Below are 19,033 nucleotides of genomic sequence, written 5' to 3'. Positions count from 1 at the left end.
TGACATGATTCAGTGGCAAGATTTACACCATCGCGAGCTTACCGTTTCGACCCTCTATGCCCTGCTTAAACTGCGCTGTGAAGTGTTCGTTGTTGAGCAAACCTGCCCCTATCTGGATATTGACGGTGACGATCTGGTGGGGGAGAACCGCCACATTTTGGGCTGGAGAGATAACGAACTGGTGGCGTATGCGAGGATTCTGAAAAGTGAGGATGATCTGGAGCCGTTGGCCATCGGGCGGGTAATCGTTAGCAGCAAAGCGCGGGGCGAAAAAATGGGATATCAACTGATGGAGCAAACGCTGGCTGCGTGTCAAAAACAGTGGCCTGACAAGGCGTTATATCTGGGGGCGCAGGCACATCTTCAGCCGTTCTATGCTCACTTTGGCTTCCGCCCGGTGACCGAAATCTATGACGAAGATGGCATTCCTCACGTCGGTATGGCGAAGGAAGCGTAACAGGCGAAATCGCCAGGCATTGTCTATAGTTAGCGAACTGGTACAACTACATGGAGATAACTATGTCATATCAATCCTGGGATTCTCGTGTCGATGACGATCTGGCGCTGTTAAGCGAAACGCTGGAAGAGGTACTGCGCTCTTCTGGCGATCCGGCCGATCAAAAATACATTGAGCTTAAAGCGCGCGCCGAGCAGGCGCTGCACGAAGTGAAGGCTCGCGTCAGTAATGCCTCCGATAACTATTACTATCGGGCGAAACAGGCGGTTTATCGCGCAGATGACTATGTGCACGAAAAACCGTGGCAAGGCGTTGGCGTCGGCGCGGCCGCAGGCCTGGTTCTGGGTCTCCTGCTCGCTCGCCGCTAATCGCACTCATCCTTCTCCCTGCTAAATCGGGGGTACTGCCTTTTAATGCTAGTACCCCGTATAATGTAGGGTTTTAGCAGGGAGAGGTTTGCGTGCATTCAATGACTACCGCGCTGCAGGGACTCTGCAGCCAGCTGGACCAGGATATTCCCGCGACGCCAGGCTTACGCCAATATGACGTCACCTTCCCGCTTAATGATGCCTTCGACCCGCTCGCGTGGCTCAACGCGCAGCAATATTATCCGCAATTCTACTGGCAGCAGCGCAACGGCGATGAAGAGCTGGCGGCGCTGGGGGCTATTAAACGTTTTTCATCGCTGGCGGCCGCCCGGCAGTTTTTACATCTGTTTCCCGACAGCCCGGGTACCCGCATTGTCGGCTTAAATGCCTTCGATCCGCATCAGGGCGAGCTCTTCCTGCCGCGGCTGACCTGGCAGCGGCATGGCGGGCGCGCCACTCTTCGCCTGCTGCTCTGGAGCGACACTTCTCTGCATGACGACGCTAACACCGCCCGCGCATTTTTACTTTCGCTAAATGTCGCCAGGCCGATTGTTCCGCTCTCCCTGCACAGCGTGAGCGAAACGCATCTCCCTGACAAGGCAGCATGGTTAGCGCTGGTGACCAACGCCACAGAGGCTATCGCCCGCCATGATTTTGACAAAGTGGTGCTGGCGCGGGCCACCGACCTGCAGTTTAACCGCCCGGTCAATCCTGCGGCCCTGATGGCTGCCAGTCGGCGCGTTAACTTACGCTGCTTCCACTTCTTTATGCAGCTTGATGCTGATAACGCCTTTCTCGGTTCTACGCCTGAACGCCTGTGGCGGCGCAGGGGCGAGTTACTGCGCACCGAGGCACTGGCAGGCACCGTTGCCAGCCACAGCGATGATTATCGCGCGGGCCGCCTGGCCGACTGGCTGATGAGCGACGACAAGAACCAGCGTGAAAATATGCTGGTGGTCGAAGATATCTGTCAACGCTTGCAGCATCACACCCAGCCGCTGGAGGTGCTGCCCCCGCAGGTTGTGCGCCTGCGTAAAGTGCAGCATCTGCGTCGCTGCATCTGGACCGCACTGCGGCAGCCGGATGATGAACAGTGCCTGATGTTGTTACAGCCGACCGCCGCCGTTGCGGGGTTGCCGCGTCAGGCAGCCTGGGACTTTATCGCCCGTCATGAATCCTTTGACCGGGAGTGGTATGCCGGTTCCGCCGGGTATCTCAGCCTGGAGCAGAGCGAGTTTTGCGTGTCGCTGCGTTCAGCGCGGGTGGCGGCAAACCGTGTCCGTCTGTACGCCGGAGCGGGGATCGTCAGCGGCTCCGATCCCGAACAGGAGTGGCAAGAGATAGAAAACAAAGCCGCAGGGCTGCGCTCTTTGCTCCTTAGGGATTAAGTCAAAGTCGCGCAATACCGATTCATATCAAAATTACGATTTTTTCTATTATTTATACTGTGTCGCATATTTGATACCGGACAACCTCATGTCAGTAAGTTCTTTTAACCGGCGCTGGGCGACGGTCATTCTTGAAGCCCTGACTCGCCATGGCGTCAGGCATATTTGTATCGCACCGGGTTCCCGCTCTACGCCGCTGACGCTGGCCGCTGCCGACAACCCGGCTTTTATACATCACACCCATTTTGATGAGCGTGGTCTGGGGCATCTGGCGCTTGGGCTGGCAAAAGCGAGCCGCGAGCCGGTGGCGGTAATTGTGACCTCCGGCACGGCGGTGGCTAACCTTTATCCGGCACTGATTGAGGCCGGGCTGACGGGGGAAAAACTGATCCTGCTGACCGCTGACCGTCCTCCGGAGTTGATCGACTGCGGCGCGAATCAGGCCATCCGCCAGCAGGCTATGTTCGCTACCCACCCTACACAAACGCTCTCACTTCCTCGGCCTACGCGGGATATCCCCGCGCGCTGGCTGGTATCCACGGTCGATAACGCCGTGGGATCACTGCGTCAGGGCGCACTGCACATTAACTGTCCTTTCGCCGAGCCTTTGTATGGCGAAATGGATAATGCCGATCTTGACTGGCAGCAGGCGCTGGGCGACTGGTGGCAGAGCGATAAACCCTGGCTGCGCGCCCCCGCTGAGCTTGTCAGCCCGAAACAGCGCGACTGGTTCTTCTGGCGCCAGAAACGCGGGGTGATCGTGGCAGGCAGAATGAGCGCCGCCGAAGGAAAGCGGGTGGCCGAATGGGCCCAGACTCTGGGTTGGCCGTTGATTGGCGATGTGTTATCCCAGACCGGGCAGCCGTTACCCTGCGCCGACCTCTGGCTCGGAAATGCCCGCGCGGTGACCGAACTCCAGCAGGCGCAAATCGTTGTGCAGTTGGGCAGTAGCCTGACGGGCAAACGGCTGCTGCAGTGGCAGGCCACCTGCGAACCCGAAGAGTACTGGCTGGTCGAAAACCGCGAAGGGCGGCTCGATCCGGCCCACCACCGCGGGCGCCGCCTGGTATCGGGGGTTGCGGAGTGGCTGGACCTGCATCCGGCTGAAAAGCGTAAACCCTGGGCGACAGCCATTCCTGAACTCTCCCGCCAGGCCTGGGCGCTCGTCGAACAACATAGCGAGCAGTTTGGTGAAGCGCAGCTGGCGCACCGTATCCGGCACTGTCTGCCCGAGCAGGGGCAGCTCTTTGTCGGTAATAGCCTTGTTGTCCGCCTGATCGACGCCTTTTCACGGTTGCCGGCGGGCTATCCGGTTTACAGTAATCGGGGAGCAAGCGGCATCGACGGTTTGATCTCGACCGCTGCAGGGGTGCAGCGTGCGACCGCCAAAGCCACGCTGGCTATCGTGGGCGATCTCTCTGCGTTATACGATTTGAATGCGCTGGCGCTGCTGCGCCAGGCTTCGGCACCTTTTGTGCTGCTGGTGGTGAACAATAATGGCGGGCAAATTTTCTCTCTGTTACCCACACCGCCGCGCGAACGCGAGCAGTTCTACCTCATGCCGCAGAACATAAACTTTGAACATGCGGCGGCCATGTTTAGCCTTAAATACCAGCGCCCACAAAGTTGGGCCGAGCTTGATATGGCGCTTAACAGTGCCTGGAGTAAGCCGGGCGCCACGCTGATCGAGGTTATTGTTAATGACAGCGACGGCGCGCAGATGCTACAGAACATGCTCGCACAGGTAAGCCACCTGTGATCCTCACCGGAGAAGTGCAGGCGGGCACAGTCGGCCAACCCTGGCTGGTATTTCTGCATGGTTTTTCCGGCGATGCTGCCGAGTGGCAGCCGGTGGGCGAGCAACTTAGCGCTATGCCCCGGCTCTATCTTGACCTCCCGGGCCATGGCGGGTCGGCCGATATTGCGGTCGCGGATTTCGCCCAGGTCGATGCGCTACTGCGTGCTACGCTAATTAGTTACAACATACTAGATTACTGGCTAGTGGGGTACTCTCTCGGCGGCCGCATTGCGATGTATCATGCCTGCCAGGGTTCGGAAGGGCTGCGGGGCCTGATTGTCGAAGGTGCGCATCCGGGCCTGAGCCACCCTGACGAACGTCACCAGCGCAGGGTGTCGGATGCCGGTTGGGCGGAGCGGTTTCGCCATGAACCTCTGTCGGAAGTCTTTGCCGACTGGTATCAGCAGCCCGTTTTTGCCTCGCTCACGGCGGGGCAGCGCCAACAGCTCATTGCCCTGCGTAGTAAGAACAATGGCCGCACGCTGGCCGCCATGTTACAGGCCACTTCGCTGGCAGAGCAGCCGGACCTGCGTCCGGGCCTCAGTCAGCCCGCTTTCACTTTTTATTATCTCTTTGGCGAGCGGGATAACAAATTCGCTCACATCGCTGGTGAACTTGCCGCCACCTGTTTCGCAATTCCTCATGCCGGACACAACGCCCATCGGGATAACCCCGCTGCGGTGACTGCCCGGCTGTGTCAGATACTCCGACTTCCCGTTAAGGAAACGCTATGATCTATCCTGATGAAAACATGCTCTACGCACCGGTTGAATGGCAAGACTGCTCCGAAGGCTATACCGACATTCGTTACCACAAATCAGCTGATGGCATTGCCAAAATCACTATCAACCGCCCGCAGGTGCGCAACGCGTTTCGCCCGCTGACCGTAAAAGAGATGATTCAGGCGCTGGCGGATGCACGCTATGACGACAATATCGGCGTCATCGTTCTGACCGGTGAAGGCGACAAAGCCTTCTGCTCCGGCGGTGACCAGAAAGTGCGTGGCGATTACGGTGGATACCAGGATGATGCCGGTACGCACCACCTGAACGTGCTCGATTTCCAGCGCCAGATCCGCACCTGTCCAAAACCGGTTGTTGCCATGGTCGCGGGCTACTCCATCGGCGGCGGCCACGTGCTGCACATGATGTGTGACCTGACCATTGCCGCTGAAAACGCCATCTTCGGCCAGACCGGCCCGAAAGTCGGCTCGTTCGACGGCGGCTGGGGCGCGTCCTATATGGCTCGCATCGTGGGTCAGAAAAAAGCGCGCGAAATCTGGTTCCTGTGCCGTCAGTACAACGCTCAGGAAGCGCTAGATATGGGCCTGGTAAACACCGTGGTACCTATCGCCGATCTCGAAAAGGAGACCGTCCGCTGGTGTCGCGAAATGCTGCAAAACAGCCCCATGGCGCTGCGCTGCCTGAAGGCGGCACTCAATGCCGACTGCGACGGCCAGGCGGGTCTGCAGGAGCTGGCGGGTAACGCCACCATGCTGTTCTACATGACCGAAGAGGGTCAGGAAGGACGCAACGCGTTCAATGAAAAACGTCAGCCAGACTTCAGCAAATACAAACGGAACCCGTAATGCGTCGCGCGCAGGTTTACCGCTGGCAGATACCCATGGACGCGGGCGTGGTGCTGCGTGAACGGCGGTTAAAAACCCGTGACGGGCTGTTCGTGCATCTCCGGCAGGGCGAGCGCGAAGGGTGGGGCGAGGTTTCGCCCCTTCCGGGCTTTAGCCAGGAGTCGCTGGAGGAGGCGCAGGCTGCAGTGCTTGCCTGGGCGCGCGAATGGCGCGAGGGGGCCGAACCGGCACTGCCGGACATCCCCTCCGCTGCCTTCGGTGTCAGCTGCGCGCTGGCTGAGCTTGAGGGCCGCTTGCCCGACGCGGCGAACTATCGCGCCGCACCGCTCTGTACCGGCGATCCGGATGAGCTATTTGCGCTGCTCTCCGCCATGCCCGGCGAAAAAGTGGCGAAAATTAAGGTCGGACTGTACGAAGCGGTGCGCGACGGCATGGTGGCGAATCTGCTGCTCGAAGCGATCCCCGATTTGCACCTGCGTCTGGACGCCAACCGCGCCTGGACGCCGCTCAAGGCTCAGCAGTTTGCGAAGTACGTTAATCCTGCGTACCGCAACCGTATCGCCTTCCTTGAAGAGCCCTGCAAAACCCGCGATGACTCCCGCGCCTTTGCCCGTGAAACGGGCATTGCAATTGCGTGGGATGAAAGCCTGCGCGAGGCGGATTTTGCATTCATTGCCGAGGCTGGCGTGAGCGCGGTTGTGATCAAACCCACGCTTACCGGCAGCCTGGAGAAAGTGCGCGAGCAGGTCGCGGCGGCCCATGCCGTAGGGCTGACGGCGGTGATCAGCTCGTCCATTGAGTCCAGCCTCGGACTGACTCAACTGGCGCGCCTCGCCGCGTGGTTAACACCGGAAACCATTCCGGGTCTCGACACGCTGAACCTGATGCAGGCGCAGCTGATCCGCACGTGGCCGGACAGTGCTCTGCCGTGCCTCGGGGTCGAGGCGCTGGAGCCATTGCTATGATCTTTACCGACTGGCCGTGGCGACACTGGCGCGCGCAGCGTGCGGATAAACCCGCGCTGCGGTTAAACGACGACGCGCTGAGCTGGCAGCAGCTGTGCGAGCGGGTGGACAGGCTGGCGACAGGCTTCCACCGTCAGGGGCTAGGTGAGGGCGACGGCGTGATGCTGCTCGCCCATAACCATCCTCAGACGCTGCTGGCGTGGCTGGCACTGTTGCAGTGCGGCGCGCGTATTCTTCCGGTCAATCCTCAGCTTCCGCGCCCTCTGCTTGACGTCCTGATCCCGCAGATGACGCTGCGCTTCGCGCTGTTGCTTGACGGTGCGTTTGACGGGCTTTCGCGGCTCGCACTGGATGACCAACCCGGTAATTATGCCGCCCCGTGGCAGCCGGAGCGTCTGGCGTCGATGACGCTCACCTCCGGCTCTACCGGCTTACCCAAGGCGGCGGTACACACCTGTGCGGCGCATCTTGCCAGCGCGGCAGGCGTGTTGTCGCTGATGCCTTACGGCGATGATGACGACTGGCTGCTCTCCCTGCCGCTGTTTCACGTATCCGGCCAGGGGATTTTGTGGCGCTGGCTCCAGGCCGGGGCGCGTCTAACGGTGCGTGAGAAGCAGCCTCTGGAGCAGGCGCTACAGGGCTGCACCCACGCCTCGCTGGTGCCGACACAGCTGTGGCGACTGCTTAATGGCGAGTGCCGCATCGCGCTGAAAGCCGTGCTGCTCGGCGGGGCGGAAATCCCCGTTGAACTGACTGCGCGCGCGCGTGAGCAGGGCATTCGGACCTTCTGTGGCTACGGACTCACTGAGTTCGCCTCCACCGTCTGCGCCAAAGAGGCCGACGGCGCGCCGGATGTGGGCAGCGCGCTGCCGGGCAGAGAGGTGCAGGTGGTGAACGGTGAAGTCTGGATCAGGGCGCAAAGCATGGCGGCGGGCTACTGGCGAGACGGCGCGCTCTTGCCGCTGGTCAACGACCAGGGCTGGTTTGCCACCCGCGATCGCGGTGAGTGGCACAACGGTCGCCTGACCATACTGGGCCGTATGGACAATCTCTTTTTCAGCGGCGGAGAGGGGATACAGCCGGAATCGCTGGAGCGCATCATCGTCACCCATCCGCAGGTAAACCAGGTGTTTATCGTCCCGCTGGACGACGCAGAGTTCGGGCAGCGCCCGGTCGCGGTCATGGAATGTGAGCCGGACACAGACATCACAGCGTTACCGGAGTGGGTTCAGGGCAAGCTGGCGCGCTTTGAGCAGCCGATCCACTGGCTGGCGCTGCCGCCAGAGCTGAAAAATGGCGGGATAAAGATCTCCCGCCAGGCGTTAAAACAGTGGGTCAATGCCCTGCTGAGAAGATAGTTAGCCGATATCCGGTTGTTCGGTGTACATCGCCAGACCCGGTGAGATGTTGAAGAAGATTAGCGCGCCCACCTTCAGTTAACGCGCAGTAAAAATGCGCTTTTTATTGATGCTGTAAATACCGAAATTATCAAACCGTTACAAACTAATTGCCTGACGCACACAGAGTGCTTGATCCCAAAGACACGCAGGTTAAAATCTCGCGGTTTTGGGAGATCTCTAATTATTACGTGCGGGACACGACAATGAAAAAAGTGGCATTTTTGGGCGCAGGCCTGATGTTTGTTTCAGTAGCAGCAAACGCAATTTCCTTTAACGGCTCGGCGGGTAAAGAGTACACCCATCTGGGCTTTGGCCTGGGGACGGAAACCTCCGGCCTGGCGATGACGGGCGGCTGGACGCATAACGACGACGACGGCGATGCGGCAAGCCTCGGCCTTGGCCTGAACGTTCCGCTGGGGCCATTCCTGGCAACCGTGGGCGGTAAAGGTATCTACACCAACCCGAACGACGGTGATGAAGGGTACGCGGCGGCCGTTGGCGGCGGGCTGCAGTGGAAAATTGGCGACAGCTTCGGCCTGTTCGGCGAGTACTACTACTCTCCGGATTCGCTCTCCAGCGGTATCGACAGCTATCAGGAAGCTAACGCCGGTGCGCGCTGGACCATCATGCGTCCTGTTACCATCGAAGCAGGCTACCGCTATCTGAACCTGGCCGGTAAAAACGGCAACCGCGACAACGCCCTGGCTGACGGCCCATACGTGGGCGTGAGCGCAGGCTTCTAATCCCCCCGGCGCGGCGGCCTGCCGCGCCAGTTTATCGCTTCCCCCCTCTCCCAATTGCGCTATAGTGTTTTGACTATTAAAGCGGGAGAACACAATGATTAACGTGGAGATGTTATCCACCGGCGATGAAGTGCTGCATGGTCAAATTATCGATACCAATGCGGCCTGGCTCGCCGATTTATTCTTTGAACAGGGATTACCGTTAACGCGCCGCAATACGGTAGGCGACGACCTTGAGTCGCTGGTGAACATTCTGCGCGAACGCAGCGAGCACGCTGACGTGCTGATTGTGAACGGCGGCCTTGGCCCAACCGGAGACGATCTTAGCGCGCTGGCCGCCGCCACGGCGAAAGGCGAAGGGCTGGTCCTCCACGAAGCGTGGCTGGCGCAGATGGAGCGCTTTTTCTCGGATCGCGGTCGCGTCATGGCCCCCAGCAACCGCAAGCAGGCCGAAATCCCGGCCAGCGCCGAGCTGGTGGATAACCCCGTCGGCACTGCCTGTGGCTTTGCCATTAAACTTAACCGCTGCCTGATGTTCTTCACCCCGGGCGTGCCGTCTGAATTTAAAGTGATGGTCGAGCAGCAAATTCTGCCGCGCCTGCGCGCGCGTTTCACTCTGCCTGAGCCGCCGCTGTGTCTGCGTTTGACCACCTTTGGCCGCTCTGAAAGCGATCTTGCCCAGAGCCTCGACAGCCTGCCGCTGCCGCCAGGCGTCTCGATGGGCTACCGCTCCTCCATACCGATTATTGAACTGAAGCTGACCGGCCCGGCGACGCAAAAGGAGGCCATGCTGGCGCTATGGCCTGAGGTGCAGCGCGTGGCGGGAGAGAGCCTGATCTTTGAGGGAACGGAAGGGTTGCCTGCGCAGATTGCCCGGACCCTGAAGGCTCGCCAGCTAAGCGTCACGCTGAGCGAACAGTTCACCGGCGGGTTGCTGGCGCTGCAGCTTTCTCGGGCGGATGCGCCGCTGCTGGCCAGTGAAGTGGTGCCGTTCCAGCAGGAAACGCTGGCACAGACCGCGCGCTGGGCGGCCGAGCGCAGGGTTAAGCATTTCGCCGGGCTGGCGCTGGCCGTCGGCGGCGTGGATGACGAGCATCTTAATTTTGCTCTCGCGACGCCGGAAGGAACCCATGCGCTGCAGGTAAAAATGAGTATCACCCGCCACAGCCAGGCGGTGCGTCAGGAGGTGTGTGCGATGATGGCGCTCAACATGCTGCGGCGCTGGCTGAACGACAAACCGGTCGCCAGCGAGCATGGCTGGATCAATGTGGTTGATTCGCTGTTTGTTGATTAACGGATGAGCCGGGGCGAACCGCCCCGGCAACGCTTAGCCCAGCGCCTTTGCCAGCAGGGTGATGGGATGTTCGCAGCGTTTGCTGGTGGACATTTCAATCTGCCATTTGCAGGTTTCGCAGTCGGTCACCACCAGATCGGCGCCGCTCTCCTCTATCTGCCTGAACAGCGGCGCGCCAATTGCCTTCGACGTGTCATAGTTTTCACGCTTAAAACCGTAGGTGCCCGCTATCCCGCAACAGCGCGAATCCAGCACCGTCAGCTCCAGCCCGGGGATCAGCCGCAGCAGCTCCAGCGTATACAGCGACCAGCCCATCTTTTCCATATGACACGGGGTGTGATACACCACCTTCAGCGGCAGGGTGCCCAGCGGTAAGGTCTTCCCGCTGTCCAGCATGCGCCACAGAAACCGCGTTGCCAGTTCAATATGGTCGCGCAGATCGGTGTTATCCACGTCCAGCAGGTGGGGGTACTCATCGCGAAGGGTGAAGGTGCAGGTAGACGAGGTAGCCAGGACCGGTATCCCTTTCCCGACGATCGCATCGCGCAGGGAGGTGACGTTGCTGCGGGCCTGCCTGCGCGCTTTATCCGTAAAGCCGTTGGCAATCAGCGGCACGCCGCAGCATTTTTCCTTGCTGAGGAGCTGCACACCCGTGCCCATCGCGTTCAGCACTTTCAGCAGGTCTTTTCCCAACTGCGGGTGGTTGTAATTCACGTAGCAGCCATGGAAGAACGCCACCTGATCGGCAAAGCGGGCCTGTTCTGCCGCCACCGATTTGTACCAGCGACGGAAGGTGCCGTGGGAGTATTTCGGCAGGCTGCGGTGGTGGTCAATTTTCAGCGTCGCGTCGAGCAGCCGGCGTACCGGTTTCAGGGAGGTGGCGGCATTCACCAGCGGCGCGAAGGGCGTGGAAACGCTGCCCATCAGGTCGGTATGGCTGAGGATCGCATCGCGCAGCGTCGGTTTTTGCCTGCTGTACTGCGCCCGGGCGCGCTGGATGATGTCGCCGATTTTGACGTCTGACGGACAGGCCACCTCGCAGCGCTTGCAGTTAATGCAGTATTTCAGCGCATCATCGTAGAGTGCGGCGTCTTTCAGACGCAGGCGCTCGCCGTCAGGCCCGGCCTGTTTTGGGCCAGGATAGCGCGGGTTCACGCCGCTGACCGGGCAGACCGTGGTACACACCGTGCATTTTATGCAGCTTTCGAAACGGCTATCGCTCATTGTTCTGCCTCCGTGCGTTGAATAATCTGCTCTGCGGCATGAAGCGCCGTGATAGCACACACGCCGCCGCCACAGCCCTGGGCAATCGGATCGTAGCCGCCCAGAATCGAGCCGATGGCGTAGAGGCCGTTAAGCGACTGGCCGTTGAGCTGCGGGTGCAGGTGGTGATCAACAATCACGCCAAACTGCTGCCAGGGCTGCGGCGTAAAGAAATCACTCTGATACCAGTCCGAACGGGAGGCGCTCTGCCGGACATCCAGCCCCAGAATGGCTTCGCGGATCCCCTCGCGGGTACTCAGTAACCCGTTACTGAAAAAGCTGCCGCTGGCCAGTACCACGGCGCGCGCGCGCAGCGGAATGTCGCCGTGGTTTCGCGTCCACACCTCGCTGACCTCGTTATCAGATAGCGTGATCTTTTTCACCTCGTCACCCGCCATCCACACGCCGCCCTGGGCAATAAATTTTTGCTTAAGCTGCGTGTGCAGCCGAATACCCGGTACGGAAGGGGGAAGGGTCGGCAGCAAGCCGAGCGTGCACGGCAGGCGGTCCGACAGCCAGCGCCAGAGTCGATTGTCAGTGAGGCCAAAGCACGCAGGCATCAACAGGGCGTCACACTGTTCAGCGAGCGGCCTGAGCGCGTCATACAGCAGCGGCCAGTTATCGTCGTTATCCAGCAGCCGCGCGATATTCACTGCCCGAAACTCGCTGGGGTTTTCGCGCAGCACGTCCAGTTCGGGAAGGTCTATTTCCGCCGCCGTCGCGTTAATGCCGCGCTGACAGAGCGAGGCCGCCGCCAGGTGCGGCTGAAAATCAAGAAAACCGCCAATCCCCACCACCATTACGCGTTCTGCGCTGAACGGGGCGACAGGAACGTCTTCCGGGCTGAGCCACGCGGAACGCAGGGTGCCGAGCGGCGTCACGCGCTGGTGATTTTTCTCAGCGCTGCCCTGCATCCGCGCGCCACAGGCGCTCAGCAGCCTTTCGGTTTCCTGCGCCAGGCGGGCAATGTTGTGCTCGCCGATCAGGGTGTAAGGATGCTCAGGCGCAAGTGCGCCGCGACAGGCATCGTCGAGGAGATCCAGCGATCCGGAAGAGAAGTGCAAAGCGCTCTGCCCGCGGGTAATGATGGCGCAGCGCAGACCACGTTGCGTGAGCGTGATCCCGCACAGCAGCCCTGCCAGCCCGCCGCCGACAATAACGGTATTAAATTTCATTATGTGGCTCCTTCTCCAGGCCGCAAAGTCCCTGATAAACCCAGCGGGTAAACTCGCTTTCGCGCAGGGCATCGCCCCAGGCAACGGGCTGAATGCCTTTCCAGCGTTCATTGAGGAAATCGCTGAGCTGGGCCAGGGACTGCGCTGAGGTGGTGGCGTGAAAGCGTTGCAGCAGCCCGGCGGCGCGACAGGCGCAAAGCTCGCCCTGACAGGTACCCATGCCGACGCGCGTGCGGCGGCGAAGATCGAGCAGCGTATTGACCGTCAGATTCTCGACGGCATATTGCACCTCGCCTGCGGTCACCGCTTCGCACTCGCATACCAGGCTGCGGCTTAGTCGCCCCTCGCCAAGCCACTGCGGCGTTCTGTCGCCGTGGCGATAAATAGCAGAGCCGCGCAGCGGGGCGGGAAGGGAGATGATTTTCTGTAGCGTTTTCTCGGTGGACTGACGCGAGCCGGGCAGGGGCTGTTCTGCCGTGACGCACGGCGTGGTGTTACCAAGCTTGCGGCAGACTGCATTCGTGGCCCACTCCGCCATCAGGCGGTAGGTCATAAGCTTGCCGCCGGTGATGGTGATAAAGCCCTCCATGCCGTCACGTTGGGCATGATCGAGCAGGACAATTCCCCGGCTGACGTTGCGCCCGCTGGGGTCGTTATCGCTGGCGACCAGCGGCCGCACGCCCGCATAGGCGCGCAGAATGCGGGTTTGCGCCATCACCGGAGCCAGTTTCTCGCCTTCGCGCAGCAGAATATCCACCTCTTCGGCCGTCACCCGGTTAACGTCAATCTCGCTGTAATCGATGTGGGTAGAGGTGGTGCCGATAAGCGAAATGGTATCGCCCGGGACCAGAATATCGGCGTCGGAAGGCTTACGACAGCGGTTGATGACGTGGTTGTTGATGCGATGGTCGAGGATCAGCAGTGAACCTTTCGCCGGGAACATGCGGAGGGATAAGTCGGCGTATTCCGCGATGCGCTGCCCCCAGATCCCCGCCGCATTGATAACCACGGCGGCGAACAGTTCGCTGCGCTCGTTATATTGCGGGTCGAACACCCGCACGCCGCGCACAGTATTGCCGTCGCGGATAAGCCCGGTGACTTCATGCCCGGTCAGAATGCGCGCGCCGTGTTCGCGTGCGTCCAGCATATTGGCGGCGGTCAGGCGAAACGGATCGACCGTGCCGTCGGGAACTTTCACCGCGCCGGTGAGGGCCGGGTTGACAGAAGGCTCCAGCCGACGCGCCAGCGCCGGGTCGATGGCCTCGGCCTGGATCCCGGCGGCCGTACAGGCGGCGATAAAGGTTTGCTGAAACGCGAGATCGTCTTCGGGGAGGGTAATGAACAGTCCATTGGTCGGCTCGACGCAGTGGCGGGCGATGCGTTTCAGGATCTGGTTTTCCGTAATGCACTCCCGCGCCGACTCGCCGTCGGTTACCGCGTACCGCGCGCCGCTGTGCAGCAGGCCGTGGTTGCGGCCCGTGGCGCCTGTCGCAATATCATGGCGCTCCAGCAGGGTCACGCTCAAGCCACGCAGGGCACAGTCGCGGGCGATGCCGGCCCCGGTTGCGCCGCCGCCAATGATTATTACATCGCTGTAGCGAGGATCGAGAACCGTCATTGTCTTCCCTCTATGTTCGTTTTTTATCATTTAGCCACACTAAAAATGTGGTTTGTTTGATTTCGAACATAAACGCGCGCTTTTCGAAAGTGAAACGTGATTTCATGCGCTATTTTGCGCATTCTGTCATATTTCTGTAACAATCTGTGCGTTGATTCACAGTAACAATCACCGTGATTTCTTAACATCCCCGCCTCTGGAATCGGGTGCGAAGCACCTTCTCATTCATCACAAGGCCACGGAGGCTGTCATGCTCAGTATCTTTAAACCTGCGCCGCATCGGGCGCGTCTGCCAGAGGCAGAGATAGATCCGCTTTACCGCCGTCTGCGTTGGCAAATCTTCCTGGGGATTTTCTTCGGGTACGCGGCGTATTATCTGGTACGTAAAAACTTCGCGCTCGCCATGCCGTATCTGGTGGAGCAGGGCTTCTCGCGCGGTGATTTAGGGTTTGCGCTCTCGGGGATCTCGATCGCCTACGGCTTTTCCAAGTTCATTATGGGGTCGGTGTCGGATCGCTCAAATCCGCGCGTGTTCCTGCCAGCCGGTTTGATTCTGGCGGCCGCGGTGATGTTATTTATGGGCTTTGTGCCCTGGGCGACCTCCAGTATCGCGATTATGTTTGTGCTGCTGTTCCTCTGCGGCTGGTTCCAGGGGATGGGCTGGCCGCCGTGCGGACGCACCATGGTGCACTGGTGGTCGCAGAAAGAGCGTGGCGGGATTGTGTCGGTCTGGAACTGCGCGCATAACGTGGGCGGCGGTATCCCTCCGCTGCTGTTCCTGCTCGGGATGGCATGGTTCAACGACTGGAAAGCCGCGCTTTACATGCCGGCGTTTGGCGCGATCGTGGTAGCGATTATCGCCTTCGCCCTGATGCGCGATACGCCGCAGTCCTGCGGCCTGCCGCCAATCGAAGAGTATAAAAACGACTATCCGGACGACTATAGCGAACAGCATGAAGAGGAGCTGACGGCCAAACAGATCTTCATGAAATACGTGCTGCCCAACAAACTGCTGTGGTATATCGCGGTCGCCAACGTCTTTGTTTACCTGCTGCGCTACGGCATCCTCGACTGGTCGCCAACCTACCTGAAAGAGGTTAAACACTTCGCGCTGGATAAATCCTCCTGGGCCTACTTCCTGTATGAATACGCGGGTATCCCGGGCACGCTGATTTGTGGCTGGATGTCGGACAAGGTCTTCCGCGGCAACCGTGGTGCAACGGGCGTCTTCTTTATGACCCTGGTGACCATCGCCACCGTCGTTTACTGGCTTAACCCACCGGGCAACCCGGGCGTGGACATGGCCTGTATGATTGTGATCGGCTTCCTGATCTACGGCCCGGTGATGCTGATTGGCCTGCATGCCCTTGAGCTGGCACCGAAGAAAGCAGCAGGGACGGCGGCAGGCTTTACCGGCCTGTTTGGCTACCTTGGCGGCTCGGTCGCCGCAAGCGCTATTGTCGGCTATACCGTTGACTTCTTCGGCTGGGATGGCGGCTTCATGGTGATGATTGGCGGTAGCGTACTGGCGGTACTGCTGCTGATTGTTGTCATGATTGGTGAAAAACGTCATCACGCTGAATTACAGGCACGTCGTCAATAAGGAGCATTACGATGAAACTGACGCAACTCGCGACCGGCCTGCTGCTGGCCGGTGCCATGACAGGCTCGGCGCTGGCGGCAGATAAGATTGTCATTGCCCACCGTGGCGCCAGCGGCTATCTGCCCGAGCATACGCTGCCCGCGAAAGCGATGGCTTACGCGCAGGGGGCGGATTACCTCGAGCAGGATCTGGTGATGACCCGGGACGACCATCTGGTCGTCCTGCATGACCACTATCTTGACCGCGTTACCGATGTCGCCGACCGTTTTCCCGACCGTGCCCGCAAGGACGGCCGTTATTACGCCATCGACTTCACGCTTGCTGAGATCCGATCGCTGAAATTTACCGAAGGCTTCGAGATTGAAAACGGCAAGAAGGTACAGGTCTATCCGGGGCGTTTCCCGATGGGCAAATCCGACTTCCGCATTCATACCTTTGAAGAGGAAATCGAGTTTGTGCAGGGGCTGAACCACTCTACCGGTAAAAACATCGGCATCTACCCGGAGATCAAAGCGCCGTGGTTCCATCATCAGGAAGGGAAGGACATTGCGGCGAAAACGCTGGATGTGCTGAAGCAGTACGGCTACACCAGTAAGAAGGATAAGGTCTACCTTCAGTGCTTTGATGCGGCTGAACTCAAGCGCATCAAAACCGAGCTGGAACCGAAGCGGGGGATGGATCTCAACCTGGTGCAGCTGATTGCCTATACCGACTGGAATGAAACGCAGGAGAAGCAGCCGGACGGCAAGTGGGTTAACTACAACTACGACTGGATGTTTAAGCCGGGCGCGATGAAGCAGATTGCCCAGTACGCCGACGGCATCGGGCCGGATTACCACATGCTGGTGGCGGAGGACTCAACGCCGGGTCACATAAAGCTGACGGCGATGGTCAAAGAGGCGCATGCGAACCATATGCAGGTCCATCCTTTTACGGTGCGAGCCGACCAGCTGCCTGATTATGCGACGGACGTGAACCAGCTTTACAACGTGCTGTACAACCAGGCGGGCGTCGACGGGTTGTTTACGGATTTCCCCGATAAGGCTGTGGAATTTTTGAACCACAAGCGTTAATGACAGACGTAACCTCATCCGGCCTGCGATTTCGCAGGCCGGGACCGCCGAACCCTCGCCACTAACCCTTTACGCAGCCTTACTCCGTTCGCCTATCCTGCCTGCCATGAATAAAGCCTTTATTAAGTGGGACGTTGTCTGCTTCCCGACACAAATTGTTGAGATTTTTCCTAATCATCCTAGTTATCATAAGGCTGATTATTTACCTGTGAATAGTAACGGATGGTACAGCATGAACATGGCTGCAAAAGATAAAGAATTTAGCCATTGGTGGGCCACAGAAGGCGACTGGGTTGAAGAACCGAACTTTCGGCGTAAGGGAATGAGCGGCGTGCAATGTGTCGAGCGTGACGGCAAAAAGCTGTATGTCAAACGCATGACGCACCATCTGTTCCACTCCTTACGTTACCCTTTTGGCCGCCCCACCATTGTTCGTGAGATCAGCGTTATCCACGATCTGGAAAAAGCGGGTGTGATCGTTCCTAAGATCGTTTATGGCAAAGCGATGAAGGTCGAGGGTGAATGGCGTGCCCTGCTGGTCACCGAAGATATGGCGGGATTTATCAGTATTGCTGACTGGTATCATCAGCACGCAATTACGCCGTTCCCGGACGAGGTGCGTGACGCCATGCTAAAAGCGGTCGCCCTGGCGTTCAAAAAAATGCATAGCGTTAACCGCCAGCATGGTTGCTGCTATGTACGTCATATCTATGTGAAGACCGAAGGGGTGGTCGAGGCAGGATTTCTCGATCTTGAGAAGAGCCGCCGTCGTCTGCGCCGCCATAAGGCTGCGAATAACGACTTCCGGCAGCTGGAAAAATATCTGGATCCGATTCCGAAGCGTGACTGGGAACAGGTCAAAGCGTATTACTACGCGATGTAATCGCTGTTACATCTCGATCTCAATATCCCCTTTAGCCCTGCAGCAGCAGGGCAAAATTTCCCCTTCGCTGATGAAGGCCAGCGGTTCGGCAATCCAGTCCACCTGACCGGATACCAGGCGACAGCGGCAAGAGCCGCAGTAACCTTCACGACACTGGTACTCTACTTCAACCTGATGCGACTCAAGAGCAATCAGCAGGGAGGGGTGCTCATCCCGGCACATAACCTCTGTGCCGGAAAGGCGAAGCGTCACGCGGCTCATCAGAGCTGGAAGTCGCTCAGGTCGTCGGTATTCACTTCAGAGTCAATCTGACCGACCAGGTAAGAGCTCACCTCCACTTCCTGCGGCGCAACCTGCACATTGTCAGAGACCAGCCAGGTATTGATCCACGGAATCGGGTTAGAGCGCGTCTGGAACGGCAGGTCAAGGCCCACCGCCTGCATACGGATATTGGTAATGTACTCGACGTACTGGCAGAGAATATCTTTGTTCAGGCCAATCATGGAGCCGCCCTGGAACAGATACTCTGCCCACTCTTTTTCCTGCACTGCAGCCTGAACGAACAGGTCGTAGCTCTCCTGTTTGCACTCTTCTGCGATCTCGGCCATTTCCGGATCGTCTACACCGCTGCGCAGCAGGTTCAGCATATGCTGAGTACCTGTCAAATGCAGGGCTTCGTCACGGGCAATCAGGCGGATGATTTTCGCGTTGCCTTCCATCAGCTCACGTTCAGCAAAGGCGAAGGAGCAGGCGAAACTGACGTAGAAGCGGATCGCTTCCAGCGCGTTCACGCTCATCAGGCACAAGTACAGTTTTTTCTTCAGCTCGCGCAGGCTGACGGTGACGGTTTTACCGTTAACGGTGTGCGTACCTTCGCCCAGCAGATGCCAGTAGCTGGTCATCTCAATCAGATCGTCGTAGAAGTGAGAGATGCCCTCTGCGCGCTTCAGGATCTGGTCGTTCGTCACGATATCATCAAACACAATCGCCGGATCGTTAACGATATTACGGATGATATGGGTATAGGAGCGTGAGTGGATCGTCTCGGAAAACGCCCAGGTCTCAACCCAGGTTTCCAGCTCCGGAATAGAGATCAACGGCAGCAGCGCCACGTTCGGGCTACGTCCCTGAATAGAGTCCAGCAGCGTCTGGTATTTCAGGTTGCTGAGGAAGATATGCTTCTCATGCTCTGGCAATGCCTGGAAATCGATGCGATCGCGTGAAACGTCCACTTCTTCCGGACGCCAGAAGAAGGAGAGTTGCTTTTCAATCAGCTTTTCGAAGATGTCATATTTTTGCTGATCGTAGCGTGCCACGTTGACCGGCTGGCCGAAAAACATCGGCTCTTTGAGCTGGTCATTTTTCGTCTGTGAAAAGGTGGTGTATGCCATGAATGTGTCCTGTGGTGTTATTTCCC

The 19,033-nt window shown here is 59.0% G+C and carries 18 protein-coding genes; 13 read left to right on the top strand and 5 right to left on the bottom strand.

Translation table 11 applies throughout. The features are described 5' to 3' along the window. Positions 1 to 4: 4 nt before the first annotated feature. The 10 genes from B3511_RS13575 (at position 5) to B3511_RS13530 (ending at position 10,001) form a co-directional block, all read left to right on the top strand. Positions 5 to 457 (top strand): GNAT family N-acetyltransferase, encoded by a 453-nt coding sequence (locus B3511_RS13575; protein ID WP_286783234.1) that lies wholly within the window; start codon positions 5 to 7, stop codon positions 455 to 457. Between the two features lie 62 nt (positions 458 to 519). Continuing rightward, a complete protein-coding gene (elaB, locus tag B3511_RS13570) occupies positions 520 to 825 on the top strand; it encodes a stress response protein ElaB (protein ID WP_040074693.1) in 306 nt (101 codons plus the stop codon). Between the two features lie 92 nt (positions 826 to 917). Further along, complete coding sequence (menF, locus tag B3511_RS13565; protein WP_286783233.1) at positions 918 to 2,213, top strand: isochorismate synthase MenF; 1,296 nt, start codon at positions 918 to 920, stop codon at positions 2,211 to 2,213. A gap of 88 nt (positions 2,214 to 2,301) precedes the next feature. After that, positions 2,302 to 3,972, top strand: a complete 1,671-nt coding sequence (gene menD, locus B3511_RS13560; protein WP_207292142.1) for a 2-succinyl-5-enolpyruvyl-6-hydroxy-3-cyclohexene-1-carboxylic-acid synthase — start codon at positions 2,302 to 2,304, stop codon at positions 3,970 to 3,972. Next, the gene (menH, locus tag B3511_RS13555; RefSeq protein WP_286783232.1) at positions 3,969 to 4,745 is read left to right on the top strand and encodes a 2-succinyl-6-hydroxy-2,4-cyclohexadiene-1-carboxylate synthase; all 777 of its coding nucleotides are present in this window, start codon (positions 3,969 to 3,971) and stop codon (positions 4,743 to 4,745) included. The genes menD and menH overlap by 4 nt, the downstream gene beginning before the upstream one ends. After that, on the top strand, positions 4,742 to 5,599 hold the full coding sequence (gene menB / locus B3511_RS13550) for a 1,4-dihydroxy-2-naphthoyl-CoA synthase (protein ID WP_029740930.1): 858 nt from the start codon (positions 4,742 to 4,744) through the stop codon (positions 5,597 to 5,599). The genes menH and menB overlap by 4 nt, the downstream gene beginning before the upstream one ends. After that, the gene (menC, locus tag B3511_RS13545; protein ID WP_286783230.1) at positions 5,599 to 6,564 is read left to right on the top strand and encodes an o-succinylbenzoate synthase; all 966 of its coding nucleotides are present in this window, start codon (positions 5,599 to 5,601) and stop codon (positions 6,562 to 6,564) included. Before menB ends, menC begins: the two co-directional genes overlap by 1 nt. Continuing rightward, complete coding sequence (gene menE / locus B3511_RS13540) at positions 6,561 to 7,922, top strand: o-succinylbenzoate--CoA ligase (RefSeq protein ID WP_286783229.1); 1,362 nt, start codon at positions 6,561 to 6,563, stop codon at positions 7,920 to 7,922. Before menC ends, menE begins: the two co-directional genes overlap by 4 nt. A gap of 245 nt (positions 7,923 to 8,167) precedes the next feature. Next, the gene (locus tag B3511_RS13535; protein ID WP_046884697.1) at positions 8,168 to 8,707 is read left to right on the top strand and encodes a YfaZ family outer membrane protein; all 540 of its coding nucleotides are present in this window, start codon (positions 8,168 to 8,170) and stop codon (positions 8,705 to 8,707) included. Positions 8,708 to 8,801: 94 nt separating this feature from the next. Continuing rightward, positions 8,802 to 10,001 carry a nicotinamide mononucleotide deamidase-related protein YfaY gene (locus B3511_RS13530; protein WP_286783228.1) on the top strand — a complete coding sequence of 400 codons (1,200 nt, stop codon included), beginning with the start codon at positions 8,802 to 8,804 and terminating at the stop codon, positions 9,999 to 10,001. 33 nt (positions 10,002 to 10,034) lie between these two features. Here B3511_RS13530 and glpC read toward each other — a convergent pair whose 3' ends face one another. Genes glpC through glpA form a run of 3 tightly spaced genes read right to left on the bottom strand, consistent with a single transcriptional unit; the run spans position 10,035 to position 14,057 of the window. Next, positions 10,035 to 11,225 (bottom strand): anaerobic glycerol-3-phosphate dehydrogenase subunit GlpC, encoded by a 1,191-nt coding sequence (gene glpC / locus B3511_RS13525; protein WP_286783226.1) that lies wholly within the window; start codon positions 11,223 to 11,225, stop codon positions 10,035 to 10,037. Beyond that, entirely contained in the window at positions 11,222 to 12,439 is a 1,218-nt protein-coding gene (glpB, locus tag B3511_RS13520) for a glycerol-3-phosphate dehydrogenase subunit GlpB (RefSeq protein ID WP_286783225.1), read from the bottom strand. The genes glpC and glpB overlap by 4 nt, the downstream gene beginning before the upstream one ends. Further along, entirely contained in the window at positions 12,429 to 14,057 is a 1,629-nt protein-coding gene (gene glpA / locus B3511_RS13515) for an anaerobic glycerol-3-phosphate dehydrogenase subunit A (RefSeq protein ID WP_286783224.1), read from the bottom strand. The genes glpB and glpA overlap by 11 nt, the downstream gene beginning before the upstream one ends. 250 nt (positions 14,058 to 14,307) lie before the next feature. On the opposite strand from glpA, the gene glpT reads away from it, so the two are divergent. The 3 genes from glpT to inaA all read left to right on the top strand — a co-directional run bounded on the left by glpT (position 14,308) and on the right by inaA (position 17,616). Then, positions 14,308 to 15,660 carry a glycerol-3-phosphate transporter gene (gene glpT / locus B3511_RS13510; protein WP_040074718.1) on the top strand — a complete coding sequence of 451 codons (1,353 nt, stop codon included), beginning with the start codon at positions 14,308 to 14,310 and terminating at the stop codon, positions 15,658 to 15,660. Between the two features lie 11 nt (positions 15,661 to 15,671). Continuing rightward, the gene (gene glpQ / locus B3511_RS13505) at positions 15,672 to 16,733 is read left to right on the top strand and encodes a glycerophosphodiester phosphodiesterase (RefSeq protein WP_286783221.1); all 1,062 of its coding nucleotides are present in this window, start codon (positions 15,672 to 15,674) and stop codon (positions 16,731 to 16,733) included. A gap of 232 nt (positions 16,734 to 16,965) precedes the next feature. Next, positions 16,966 to 17,616, top strand: coding sequence for a lipopolysaccharide kinase InaA (gene inaA / locus B3511_RS13500; protein WP_286783220.1), 651 nt, complete (start codon positions 16,966 to 16,968; stop codon positions 17,614 to 17,616). 6 nt (positions 17,617 to 17,622) lie between these two features. Here the strand turns inward: inaA and yfaE are convergent, their stop codons facing one another. Beyond that, positions 17,623 to 17,877 (bottom strand): class I ribonucleotide reductase maintenance protein YfaE, encoded by a 255-nt coding sequence (yfaE, locus tag B3511_RS13495; RefSeq protein ID WP_040074722.1) that lies wholly within the window; start codon positions 17,875 to 17,877, stop codon positions 17,623 to 17,625. Continuing rightward, on the bottom strand, positions 17,877 to 19,007 hold the full coding sequence (gene nrdB / locus B3511_RS13490; protein WP_040074723.1) for a class Ia ribonucleoside-diphosphate reductase subunit beta: 1,131 nt from the start codon (positions 19,005 to 19,007) through the stop codon (positions 17,877 to 17,879). The genes yfaE and nrdB overlap by 1 nt, the downstream gene beginning before the upstream one ends. Positions 19,008 to 19,033 lie beyond the last annotated feature (26 nt).

It is taken from the genome of Leclercia sp. UBA1284 (assembly GCF_002308415.1).
Taxonomy (GTDB): domain Bacteria; phylum Pseudomonadota; class Gammaproteobacteria; order Enterobacterales; family Enterobacteriaceae; genus Enterobacter; species Enterobacter pneumoniae.
The sequence above is the reverse complement of the archived record's forward strand: the minus strand, read 5'-3'. Positions and strand labels throughout refer to the sequence as shown.

What these genes read in the sequence shown, in the direction of transcription:
- nrdB (WP_040074723.1), bottom strand. Translation starts at nt 19,007, where the DNA reads ATGGCATACACCACCTTTTCACAGACGAAAAATGACCAGCTCAAAGAG.
- B3511_RS13535 (WP_046884697.1), top strand. Translation starts at nt 8,168, where the DNA reads ATGAAAAAAGTGGCATTTTTGGGCGCAGGCCTGATGTTTGTTTCAGTA.
- elaB (WP_040074693.1), top strand. Translation starts at nt 520, where the DNA reads ATGTCATATCAATCCTGGGATTCTCGTGTCGATGACGATCTGGCGCTG.
- menE (WP_286783229.1), top strand. Translation starts at nt 6,561, where the DNA reads ATGATCTTTACCGACTGGCCGTGGCGACACTGGCGCGCGCAGCGTGCG.
- menD (WP_207292142.1), top strand. Translation starts at nt 2,302, where the DNA reads ATGTCAGTAAGTTCTTTTAACCGGCGCTGGGCGACGGTCATTCTTGAA.
- glpB (WP_286783225.1), bottom strand. Translation starts at nt 12,439, where the DNA reads ATGAAATTTAATACCGTTATTGTCGGCGGCGGGCTGGCAGGGCTGCTG.
- glpA (WP_286783224.1), bottom strand. Translation starts at nt 14,057, where the DNA reads ATGACGGTTCTCGATCCTCGCTACAGCGATGTAATAATCATTGGCGGC.
- menB (WP_029740930.1), top strand. Translation starts at nt 4,742, where the DNA reads ATGATCTATCCTGATGAAAACATGCTCTACGCACCGGTTGAATGGCAA.
- glpQ (WP_286783221.1), top strand. Translation starts at nt 15,672, where the DNA reads ATGAAACTGACGCAACTCGCGACCGGCCTGCTGCTGGCCGGTGCCATG.
- B3511_RS13575 (WP_286783234.1), top strand. Translation starts at nt 5, where the DNA reads ATGATTCAGTGGCAAGATTTACACCATCGCGAGCTTACCGTTTCGACC.
- yfaE (WP_040074722.1), bottom strand. Translation starts at nt 17,877, where the DNA reads ATGAGCCGCGTGACGCTTCGCCTTTCCGGCACAGAGGTTATGTGCCGG.
- menC (WP_286783230.1), top strand. Translation starts at nt 5,599, where the DNA reads ATGCGTCGCGCGCAGGTTTACCGCTGGCAGATACCCATGGACGCGGGC.
- inaA (WP_286783220.1), top strand. Translation starts at nt 16,966, where the DNA reads ATGAACATGGCTGCAAAAGATAAAGAATTTAGCCATTGGTGGGCCACA.
- glpC (WP_286783226.1), bottom strand. Translation starts at nt 11,225, where the DNA reads ATGAGCGATAGCCGTTTCGAAAGCTGCATAAAATGCACGGTGTGTACC.
- glpT (WP_040074718.1), top strand. Translation starts at nt 14,308, where the DNA reads ATGCTCAGTATCTTTAAACCTGCGCCGCATCGGGCGCGTCTGCCAGAG.
- B3511_RS13530 (WP_286783228.1), top strand. Translation starts at nt 8,802, where the DNA reads ATGATTAACGTGGAGATGTTATCCACCGGCGATGAAGTGCTGCATGGT.